General features: G+C 66.2%; 9 protein-coding genes and 1 pseudogene. 2 read left to right on the forward strand and 8 right to left on the reverse strand.

Going from position 1 to position 10,845, the window contains the following annotated elements; translation table 11 throughout:
• Positions 1 to 87: 87 nt before the first annotated feature.
• Complete coding sequence (locus GM1_RS20690; RefSeq protein ID WP_084812002.1) at positions 88 to 534, reverse strand: hypothetical protein; 447 nt, start codon at positions 532 to 534, stop codon at positions 88 to 90.
• 42 nt (positions 535 to 576) lie between these two features.
• Positions 577 to 1,328: pseudogene (gene dapB, locus GM1_RS20695) on the reverse strand (4-hydroxy-tetrahydrodipicolinate reductase).
• A 148-nt stretch (positions 1,329 to 1,476) separates the two neighbouring features.
• Here dapB and GM1_RS20700 point away from each other — a divergent pair.
• Positions 1,477 to 3,531, forward strand: coding sequence for a neutral/alkaline non-lysosomal ceramidase N-terminal domain-containing protein (locus GM1_RS20700; RefSeq protein WP_008382171.1), 2,055 nt, complete (start codon positions 1,477 to 1,479; stop codon positions 3,529 to 3,531).
• Here GM1_RS20700 and GM1_RS20705 read toward each other — a convergent pair.
• From GM1_RS20705 to GM1_RS20730, 6 genes are all read right to left on the reverse strand, one after another.
• Positions 3,524 to 4,162 carry a response regulator gene (locus GM1_RS20705; protein ID WP_008382173.1) on the reverse strand — a complete coding sequence of 213 codons (639 nt, stop codon included), beginning with the start codon at positions 4,160 to 4,162 and terminating at the stop codon, positions 3,524 to 3,526. The genes GM1_RS20700 and GM1_RS20705 overlap by 8 nt on opposite strands.
• A gap of 22 nt (positions 4,163 to 4,184) precedes the next feature.
• Complete coding sequence (locus GM1_RS20710) at positions 4,185 to 5,453, reverse strand: sensor histidine kinase (RefSeq protein ID WP_008382174.1); 1,269 nt, start codon at positions 5,451 to 5,453, stop codon at positions 4,185 to 4,187.
• Between the two features lie 140 nt (positions 5,454 to 5,593).
• Complete coding sequence (locus GM1_RS20715; protein ID WP_008382176.1) at positions 5,594 to 7,876, reverse strand: polyribonucleotide nucleotidyltransferase; 2,283 nt, start codon at positions 7,874 to 7,876, stop codon at positions 5,594 to 5,596.
• Between the two features lie 349 nt (positions 7,877 to 8,225).
• Positions 8,226 to 8,495 (reverse strand): 30S ribosomal protein S15, encoded by a 270-nt coding sequence (gene rpsO, locus GM1_RS20720; protein ID WP_008382178.1) that lies wholly within the window; start codon positions 8,493 to 8,495, stop codon positions 8,226 to 8,228.
• 101 nt (positions 8,496 to 8,596) lie between these two features.
• Positions 8,597 to 8,899 carry a hypothetical protein gene (locus GM1_RS20725; RefSeq protein ID WP_169332810.1) on the reverse strand — a complete coding sequence of 101 codons (303 nt, stop codon included), beginning with the start codon at positions 8,897 to 8,899 and terminating at the stop codon, positions 8,597 to 8,599.
• Between the two features lie 197 nt (positions 8,900 to 9,096).
• Positions 9,097 to 10,059 carry a bifunctional riboflavin kinase/FAD synthetase gene (locus GM1_RS20730; RefSeq protein WP_075051951.1) on the reverse strand — a complete coding sequence of 321 codons (963 nt, stop codon included), beginning with the start codon at positions 10,057 to 10,059 and terminating at the stop codon, positions 9,097 to 9,099.
• A 60-nt stretch (positions 10,060 to 10,119) separates the two neighbouring features.
• Here GM1_RS20730 and GM1_RS20735 point away from each other — a divergent pair, with 60 nt between their 5' ends.
• Complete coding sequence (locus GM1_RS20735; protein WP_008382182.1) at positions 10,120 to 10,803, forward strand: metal-dependent transcriptional regulator; 684 nt, start codon at positions 10,120 to 10,122, stop codon at positions 10,801 to 10,803.
• Positions 10,804 to 10,845 lie beyond the last annotated feature (42 nt).

Below are 10,845 nucleotides of genomic sequence, written 5' to 3' on the forward strand. Positions count from 1 at the left end.
GGAGCAGCGGGGCAAGTTCGCTCAAGAAGCAGAGGCGAGCTTGTTGAGGTGCAGGGTCGAACTCGCTCAAGGAGCAGTCGAGCTGGCTCAGGGAGCGGGGGTGGACTTGGCAACGCGGTACTGGCCCGCGGCCCGCTTCATCATCTCGCGGGCGCGGGAGCGGTCGCCCGCGTAGTCGTAGGCGCGGGCGATTCGGTAGGTGCGGACCCAGTCGGACGGGTCCGCTTCCCACTCTTCCTTGACCTGGGCGAACAGTTCATCGGCGGCGTCGCGTTCGATGCGACCCGACGCGCGTCGCGGCAGGTCGTCGACGTCGAGTTCGCGTCCGAGGTCGGCGACGGCGGCAGCCATGCGCTGGTGTTCGATCCCCGACTTGAGCGTCGCGACGATCATCCACACGCCGAGCAGCGGGAGGATGAACACGCCGACGCCCAAACCGATCGAGACCGCGGTCCCCTCCCCGATCAGATTCACCGCCATTCGTCCGAGGATCACGAAGTAGACGCACATCGCGATGACGAGGAAGGCGATCATCGCCACGATCGGGCGGGAGTCGGGTTTACGGGCAGACACGTGTCACAGATCCATCAGGTGCTCGAGGCCGACCGTGAGGCCGGGGCGGAGCCGATCTCGCGGACGCCCAGGAGAACACCGGGGACGAACGAGTTGCGGTCGATCGAGTCGTGGCGAATGGTCAGCGTCTCCCCCTGGGTGCCGAACAGCACTTCCTGATGGGCGACGAGTCCGGCCAGGCGGATCGAATGAACGCGGACACCGTCGACGTCTGCGCCGCGCGCCTCCTCGATGCCCGTCGACGTCGCGTCCGGCGACGGTCCGAGCCCTGCTTCGGCGCGAGCCGCGGCGATCAGCTGGGCCGTTCGCCCTGCGGTGCCGGACGGCGCATCCGCCTTGTGCGGGTGGTGGAGCTCGACGACCTCGACCGAGTCGAAGAAGCGTGCGGCCTGCTGCGCGAAATGCATCGACAGGACGGCGCCGATCGCGAAGTTCGGTGCGATCAACACGCCACTGCGCGGATTCGCACCCAGCCACTCGGTGACCGTCGCGAGGCGCTCCGACGTGAACCCGGTGGTGCCGACGACCGCGTGGATCCCGTTGTCGATCAAGAACTTCAGGTTGTCCATGACTGCGTCGGGGTGGGTGAAGTCGACCACCACCGACGTCTCCGAGTCGACGAAGGCCTGCAGGGAGTCGCCCTTGTCGACGCCGACGGTGAACACGGCGTCGGAGGAGCCTTCAACACCTTCAATGATGGCCTTGCCGACCTTGCCGTTGCTGCCGAGTACACCCGTGCGGATGCCGTTGCCCATGAGCGGAGCCTCTCTTGTCGCGGATCTCCTGTCCAGTCTAGAAGCACGTTCTCGGCCACATCCGACGAGGATTCTTGATCGATCGATCGAATGAGGCTAGGGTCACAGAATCGCTTGACTAGTACGCGTTTCACTTTCGAGGAGACTCATGTCTGACATCTCTCGCCGCTCACTCCTGCAGGCAGCCGCCGTCGGTGCGACCGCGACCGCCGCAGCAGCCACGATCGGCGGAGTCGCCGTCAGCCAGGCCGGGCCGGCAACCGCTGCCACCGGATACCTCGTCGGCGCGGGCAAGGGCGACATGACCGGCGCCATCGCGGGCCAGGGAATGATGGGCTACTCCGACGCCGAGCAGGTGGCGAAAGGCCTACTCGGTCGGACCTGGGCACGCGCCTACGTCATCGCCGACGCGGCCACCGGCAAGCGTGTCCTGTTCATCACCGCCGACATCGCATGCATCTTCACCTCGCACCACAACCTCCTGCTCGCCGAACTCGCCAAGCGTTACGGCGACACGTACAACGTGCACAACGTGAACATCAACGCGACGCACAACCACACCTCGTGCGGCGGCACGTCGTGGGATTACGCATACGTGCTGGCGGCGATGGGTCACCGCGGCAATTCCTTGAAGGCCGAACTCGCCGGCTTGCTCGACGCCGTCGACGAAGCTCACCGCAGCCTCGGCCCCGGAACCGTCGAACTCGGCCATGACGAGCTGCACAACGCCAGCGCGAACCGGTCGATGCCTGCGTTCAAGCTCAACGCCGCAGAGGACCGTCGCCACTTCCCGGAGAACATCGACCCGCAGGTGACCGCGCTCCGGCTCCGGCGCGGCGGTCAGACCATCGGTGAGATCACCTGGTTCGCCACCCACGGCACGTCGCTGACCGACAACAACTTCCAGATCGGCCCCGACAACAAGGGTTACGCGTCGTACCTCGCCGAACAGCGCAACGCAGGTGTTGTCGCAGCTCACGCGCAGACCAACGCAGGCGACATGACACCGAACCTGTGGCTGCGGAAGATGAACCCGGGCGGGCCCACCGAGGACCATCGCACCAACCGCGTGCTCATCGGCCGCCGCCAGGACGACGCGGGCCAGCGCGCCCTGTCCGGTGCCCGCGCGATGTCGAAGGGCGGCGTCGACACTGCGACCCGCTACCTCAACCTCGACGACCTGCACATCTCGGGTCACTACACCCCCAACGGCAAGTCGACCCGCACGTCGCCCGCCATCATGGGCATGGCCGCGGCCGCGACGAGCATGGAGGACAACAACCGCAGCCAGCTCGCGATCTTGCACGAGGGCATGCGCAACGAGCTCGCAATGGCACTCGGCGCAGGCAAGACACCCACTCCCGCACAGTGGATGCTCGACGTCCAGGCGCCGAAAGCCGACCTCTTTCCGCTCGGTCTGCTTCCGCCTCGCTCGTGGATCGAGCAGCGCCTGCCGATCCAGTTGATCCGCATCGGCGACCTCGCGCTCGCGGCGATGCCCTCGGAGACGACGATCGTCGCAGGTCTGCGCATTCGCCGCCTCGTCGCCGATGCTCTCGGCATGCCGTTGGAGAACGTCCTTCTCCAGGGCTACTCGAACGGCTACAGCCAGTACACGGTGACGCCTGAGGAGTACTTGGCCCAGCAGTACGAGGGCGGCGAGAGCCTGTTCGGCCGGTGGACGCTGTGCGCGTACATGCAGGAGTTCCATTCGATGGCGCGCTCGATGGCGCGAGGCAGCCGCAAGCCTGCGGGTGCCCGCCCGGCGAACCGTGACGATCTGCAGCCCGATCTCCTCGGCGGTCAGCCCGCGGACACACCGATGCCTGGCCGCAAGTTCGGGCAGGTCGTGTCGAAGGTCCCGTCGTCGGCGAAGGTCGGGACGACGGTCTCCGCAAGCTTCTGCGGGGCGTTCCCGTCCAACAAGATCCGCCGCGGCAAAGGCACCAAGGGCTATTTCGCCGTGGAGCGCTTCACCGGCACCGCGTGGACGGTCGCTTTCGACGACGACCACGAGTCGACGGAGATGACCTGGGTCCGACCCGGCGGCAGCGCGTCGGCGTCCAAGGTGACCGTGTCGTGGCACGTGCCGCGCAACACTCCCGCAGGCGACTACCGCATCCGGTACTACGGCGACGTGAAGTCTGCGTCGGGCGGCCTTCGCGAGATCACCGGCACCACGGGTCGCATCAAGGTCAGCTGACCCGTCCCAGATACAGGAGGATCGCGCGCACGCGACGATTCTCCGTCTCGGGAGGCAGATCGAGTTTGGCGAAGATGTTCGCCACATGCTTGGAGACCGCGGCGTCGGACACGACGAGCGACGCCGCGATCTCCGAGTTGCTCGCACCGCGAGCCATGAGTTCGAGCACTTCGGATTCACGGGGCGTGAGCCGGTCGAGCACCGCCGTGGCGAACATGGATGCGACCACCTCCGGATCGACGACCACACCGCCGGCGATGACCGTGTCGACGGCCCGCAAGAAGTCCGCGACTCGCCCGACCCGCTCTTTGAGCAGGTAGCCGACCGCTCCCCCGGGTTCGGCGAGCATCGTCCTGGCATACGCTGCGGCGACGTACTGCGACACCACCAGCACCGGCAGTCCGGGTCGGCCTTGCCGAAGCTCAAGCGCCGCGCGCAGGCCGTCGTCACCCGACCCCGGGGGCATGCGCACGTCGGTGATCACCAGGTCGACGTCGGTCACGTCCACGAGACGCAGTGCGTCGGCGTTGTCGACGACGGCGACCACATCGTGGCCTGCACGTTCCAGGATGCGTTGAATGCCTTCGGCCAGCAGGATCGAGTCCTCGGCCAGGACGATGCGTTGTGTCACCGTCCGATTGTCCCCGACGCCGTCAGGACGACGACGGGCCGCACCAGTGAAGGACGGTGGGGCCGCCTGTCGGGCTGTCGACGGTGAGAGCGGCTCCAACTGCCTCCGCCCGCTCGACGAGGCCGGCGAGCCCGCTGCCTGCCGAGACGTCCGCACCACCCGCGCCGTCGTCTGTGACGGTCATGGTGACCGTGTCCGCACCGGCGAGGTGAATGGTCACCGTCGACGCCGCCGCGTGCTTGACGGCATTCGTCACCGCTTCGCTCGCCGTGTAGTAGAGCGCCCGCTCCACGGGGCCCGACAGTCGTCGGCCCGGAGTCCATCCGTCGCCCACGCTCACGTGAACGACCACCGGGCCGCCGAGCTCCGCGCACGCCGCCTCGACACCGTGGTCTTCGAGAACCTGCGGATGGATGTCCCGCACCGTGTCCCGCAGAGACGAGAGCGCGCGCTCGACGCGCGCTTGAACTGCTTCGACGTCGGTACGGACGGTCGGGTCGTCGTTCATCTGGGCGATCTCTCCCAACTGCATCGCCGCGCCCACCAACTCCTGCTGTGGGCCATCGTGGAGATCCCGCTCGATACGGCGTCGCTCCACCTCGAACGAGTCGACGAGCACACCACGAGACGACTCCAGCGCTTCGACACGGGCGGCGAGCTCCTCCTGGCGGGGTCCGAGCAGGGCGATCGCGATCGACGCAGTCGCTGCGGCGACAACGGCCCACAGGTACAGCGTGATGATCAGGAGCGGGATCGCGATCGGGACCAGCATCCAGGCTTCAGCCGTGCTTTCCACCGTCCAGAACCCGAGTTCGATAGGCATGTCCTGAACGACGAACATCGGCGCGAGGGCGAACATGCCGAGCACAACACCTTCGAGAACGAGGATGAGTGTCAGCACGGGCGTCACCGCAGCCAGTACGAGCGTGTAGACCACCTCGCGCCACGTCGACGCCTCACCGAGTCGGACTCCGATCCGCATCCCGAAGCCACCGTCCACCGGTCGGTGCGGGTCGCCGATCTCGGGCAGCCCGAGCAGTCTCACGCGCTGGCGTTCGATCTTGCCGAGCAGATTCGCCCATGCGGGAACAAACGGCAGCAGCACGATCGCGATGTAGACGAGGATCGTCAGCCAGCCGAGGATCAGCGTGACGCCGGTGTACGTCGCCGCGCGCCACGGCGTGGCGGACAAGAGGTACGTGAGCGGCGATTGCCGCATGCGCTGCCACGGGGCGCCGGGAGACGGTTCGTCCGCGGAGTGGATGGTTCGGTTCATATCGGTGATTACCATGCCTTGAACGCTATTGACCTGCACAGATGGAGTCACGGGCCTGGTGTGGACAGTTCATGGTAGAGCCAGCACCAGCCTCGCAGACGACTCCGGCCCGCGACACGGTGAGTGTCGCGGGCCGGAGCCGTCAATCCGAGGGATCAGGCGTCAGCCTTCTCCTCCGCCTTCTTGTCGTCTGCCTTGTCCGCGTCGTTGTTGACGGGGATGAGGCTGATCTTGCCGCGCTCGTCGATGTCGGCGATCTCCACCTGGAGCTTGTCACCGACCTTGACGACGTCTTCGACCTTGCCGATGCGCTTGCCGTTGCCCAGCTTGCTGATGTGGACGAGGCCGTCGCGGCCCGGCAGCAGCGAGACGAATGCGCCGAAGGCGGCCGTCTTCACAACGGTGCCGAGGAAGCGCTCGCCGACCTTCGGCAGCTGCGGGTTGGCGATGGCGTTGACCTTGTCGATCGCCGCCTGAGCGGACAGGCCGTCGGCTGCGCCGATGAACACGGTGCCGTCGTCCTCGATCGAGATGTTGGCGCCGGTCTCTTCGGTGATGCCGTTGATCGTCTTGCCCTTGGGTCCGATCAGCTCGCCGATCTTGTCCATCGGGATCTTGACGGTGGTGATCCGCGGAGCGTACGGGCTCATCTCGTCGGGCTCGTCGATAGCCTCGGCGAGGACGTCGAGGATGGTGAGGCGGGCCTGCTTGGCCTGGCTCAGCGCACCGGCGAGAACCTTCGAGGGGATGCCATCGAGCTTGGTGTCGAGCTGGAGAGCCGTCACGAAGTCCTTGGTGCCTGCGACCTTGAAGTCCATGTCGCCGAATGCGTCCTCGGCACCGAGGATGTCGGTGAGGGCGACGTAGCGGGTCTCAGTCTTGCCATCGATCGTGACCTCGTCGGAGACCAGGCCCATCGCGATGCCTGCAACCGGAGCCTTCAGCGGCACACCGGCGTTGAGCAGCGAGATGGTCGCAGCACAGACCGAACCCATCGACGTCGAACCGTTGGAGCCGAGAGCCTCGGACACCTGGCGGATCGCGTACGGGAACTCCTCGACGCTCGGGAGCACCGGCACGATGGCGCGCTCGGCGAGTGCGCCGTGGCCGATCTCGCGACGCTTCGGCGAGCCGACACGACCGGTCTCACCGGTCGAGTACGGCGGGAAGTTGTAGTGATGCATGTAGCGCTTGCTGGTCTCGGGGCCGAGTGAGTCGACCTGCTGAGCCATCTTGACCATGTCGAGGGTGGTGACGCCCATGATCTGGGTCTCGCCGCGCTCGAACAGTGCGCTGCCGTGTGCGCGCGGGATGATCCCGATCTCGGCCGACAGTTCACGGATGTCGGTGATGCCACGGCCGTCGATGCGGAAGTGGTCGGTCAGGATGCGTTGGCGGACGAGCTTCTTGGTCAGCGAGCGGTAGGCTGCGCCGATCTGGCCTTCGCGACCCTCGAAACGCTCGCCGAGTTCGGCGAGGACGTCTGCCTTGAGTGCGTCGGTCGCGTTGTCGCGTTCCTGCTTGCCGGAGATCGCGAGGGCGTCGCCGAGGCGTGCCGATGCGAACTCGGAGACTGCCGTGAAGACGTCGTCGGCGTAGGCCGGGAACAGCGGGAAGTCGCGGGTCTCCTTGGCGGCTGCCGCGGCCAGCTGCTTCTGCGCCTCGCACAGTGCGGCGATGAAGGGCTTCGCAGCCTCGAGGCCTTCTGCGACGACGGTCTCGCTCGGCGCCTGAGCGCCGCCTGCGATGAGTTCGAGGACGTTCTCGGTGGCCTCGGCTTCGACCATCATGATCGCGACGTCGGCGGATGCGCCTTCACCGGCGACGATGCGGCCTGCGACGACCATGTCGAACACGGCGCCTTCGAGCTGCTCGACGGTCGGGAACGCGACCCACTGGCCCGCCTTGTTCTCGTCGGTCGGGATGAGGGCGACGCGGACGCCGCCGACGGGACCGGAGAACGGCAGGCCGGCGATCTGCGTCGACGCGGAAGCAGCGTTGATCGCCACGACGTCGTACAGGTCGTTCGGGTCGAGCGAGAGGATGGTCTCGACGACCTGGATCTCGTTGCGGAGGCCGTCGACGAACGACGGGCGCAACGGACGGTCGATGAGACGGCAGGTGAGGATCGCGTCGGTCGACGGGCGGCCTTCGCGGCGGAAGAACGATCCGGGGATGCGTCCCGCGGCGTACATGCGCTCTTCGACGTCGACGGTCAGCGGGAAGAAGTCGAAGTGGTCCTTCGGCGACTTCGAGGCGGTGGTCGTCGAGAGGATCATGGTGCCCTCGTCGAGGTACGCGACGACCGAGCCTGCGGCCTGCAGTGCGAGGCGGCCGGTCTCGAAGCGGATCGTGCGGGTGCCGAACGATCCGTTGTCGATGACAGCGGAGACTTCGGTGATCGAATCGTCGAAGTCGTCGTTGATGACATCAGTCATGAAGTGGATTTTCCTTTGTTTGTGCCGTCGCGATCCACGCGCGGCGATATGCAGGTGCAGACCCTCCAGCAGCACTGTGCCGCAAGGGGTCTACCGCGATGAGAGTGTGGGAACGGCCCTACGGTCGTGAACAGCGCACCTCGCGCTGTGAGTAGACGGCCTTCGATCGAAGCGGCCGGATGTGCCCTTGCACTTCCGACAGCCACTACCGAGGACCGATCTGACGTGTCACGACCATTCGTGCGTACCGCACCTTCATCGCACGGACATTCTAGCATTCACCCTGCAAAAACACTTCGAGGCCGCAACCCGTGCGGGTTGCGGCCTCGAAGGCGAAATCACGGCTACGTCAGCGACGCATGCCCAGACGCTCGATCAGCGAGCGGTAGCGGTTGATGTCCACGCCGGCCAAGTACTTCAGCAGGCGACGACGACGACCGACGAGCAGGAGCAGACCACGACGGCTGTGGTGATCGTGCTTGTGCTGCTTGAGGTGCTCGGTAAGATCCTTGATTCGCTTGGTCAGCATCGCGACCTGAGCCTCCGGCGAACCGGTGTCGGTCGGGTGCACGCCGTACTCAGCGAGGATGGCCTTCTTCTCTTCAGTGGTCAATGCCATGAGAGTCTCCTTGATTTCCAGTCCGTGCTCCAGACTTCCCCACCAGGGAAAGGGTGCGCCGCCACGGACCGCAGCCGACACCAGCGGTGTACGTTACCAGGTCACACCTGTTGTGAAGAATCCGATCGGGCGGCGGCACCGCTGACAGAGACGACCGCGCTGCAGATCAGAGCAACGATGCTCGCAGCCATCCCGGCGTACAGCCCCCACGCGGCCGATGAATCGACAAACACGTTCACGCCGATCCGAGCTTCGCTTTCACGCAATACCGAGTCAGGGTCGAGCCACGACCTCAGCAGCACGACGAAGGCCACCAGCGCAGAAACTGCGCCGACGACGCCCAGAGTGCGACGACAGTAGAACGCCCCCACAGCGAACGCCAGACAAACGGCGACTCCGGTCACGAGCACAGCCCAACCAGCCGGATGAGTCGTGATCAGTTCGTCGCGGTGGACGTAGAAGACACCGAGACCACGCGGTTCGAGCGCCATGTTCGGGGCCCGTACCACCGAACCGTGCTCGCGATGATCAGCATGCACCCTGCGGCGACGCCGAGGACTGCTGCCAGCGTGCCGGCGGCACCGCCGCGGCGTTCCATCTGTCAGTCTTCGGCCGACAGAATCGTTCGCGTGCGGTCGACATCGTCGGCGATCGCGGCGATGAGGGCGTCGATGCCGTCGTACGACTCCATGCCGCGCAGACGACTGACGAAGTCGACGGCGACGTGTTGTCCGTAGAGGTCGGCGTCGACGTCGAGGACGTACGCCTCGACTGTGCGGTTCCGTCCCGAGAACGTCGGGTTGGTTCCGACCGACACCGACGCCGCGTAGCGCTCGCCGACTCGGATGTCGTCCGCTTCCTTGTCGCCGAGGACGGTGAACCATGCGGCGTAGACCCCGTCGCCGGGGATGGCGGCATGCTCGGGCGGAGCGACGTTGGCGGTCGGGTATCCGAGGTCGCGGCCGCGGCGCTCACCGTGGACGACGACCCCCTCGACCCGATGCGGGCGGCCGAGCGCTTCTGCGGCCAGCTCGACGTCGCCCGATGCGACGCACGAACGGATGTAGGTGGACGAGTACGTCACTGCGTGCTCTCCGAACAGCGACACCGCGGTGACCTCGAATCCGAACCGCTGGCCGAGTTCGCGGAGCTTCGGGACGTCGCCGAGCGCCTTGTGGCCGAACGTGAAGTTGTCACCGACGATCACCTCTGCGGCATGCAACTGCTCGACGAGGACCTCGTGGACGAACTCCTCGGGCGACTGCGCCGCCAACGTCGGGGTGAACGGGATGACGCAGAAGACGTCGATCCCCATCTCCTCCGCGAGGTCCGCGCGGCGCCGCAGCGTCGACAGTTGCGGCGGGTGGCTGCCCGGTCGCACCACTTCGGACGGATGCGGGTCGAACGTCATGAGAACGGCGGGCACTCCGCGCTCCGCCGCCGCACGCGTCGCCGCGTTCACCAATTGGGCGTGCCCACGGTGAATACCGTCGAACACGCCGATGGTCACCACACAGCGACCCCATCCGGCAGGTACCTCGTCCAAACCTCGCCAACGCAACACGGGTCTAAGAGTACGACTCGCGCGCGCTATCGGCAGTGCCCGGTGGGTAAGGTTTGGTTCATGCCCGACTCTCGACCGGTCGACGAACTCTCGTCAGTGACCCAGGACTACCTGAAAGTGATCTGGACGTCGCAGGAGTGGTCCGACACCAAGGTGACGACAAAACTGCTGGCCGAGAAGCTGAGCGTGTCCCCGTCCACCGCGTCGGAAGGCATCCGCAAGCTCGCCGATCAGGGCCTTGTGGACCATGCCCCGTATGGTGCGGTGACTCTGACCGACAGCGGCCGTGAGGCCGCAGTCGGCATGGTCCGCCGACATCGACTCCTCGAGACCTTCCTCGTCCGCGAACTCGGGTACGGCTGGGACGAGGTGCACACCGACGCCGAAGTCCTCGAACACGCCGTCTCCGAGCTTCTCCTCCAACGCATCGACGCGAAACTCGGCCATCCCAAGCGCGACCCGCATGGCGACCCGATTCCGGACGCCAACGGAACGGTGCCCTCGTCGGCGTCACTCCAACTCGCCGACCTCGACGTGGACGACGTCGGCACGATCACCCGCATCTCCGACTCCGACCCCGAGATGCTCCGGTACTTCGAAGAGATCGGCATCAGCCTCGACTGTCGAGTGCGGATCACCGAGAAGCGAGCCTTCGCAGGCACGGTGACCGTCTGTGTCGACGACGGCACACCGATCCACCTCGGTGACATCGCCGCCCGCGCGATCTTCCTCGACCGCGCCTGACCCACTCCCAAACTCAGTACTCACAGCGACATCCGAGGGAAG

Source organism: Gordonia malaquae NBRC 108250, from assembly GCF_000344135.1.
Lineage (GTDB): Bacteria > Actinomycetota > Actinomycetes > Mycobacteriales > Mycobacteriaceae > Gordonia > Gordonia malaquae.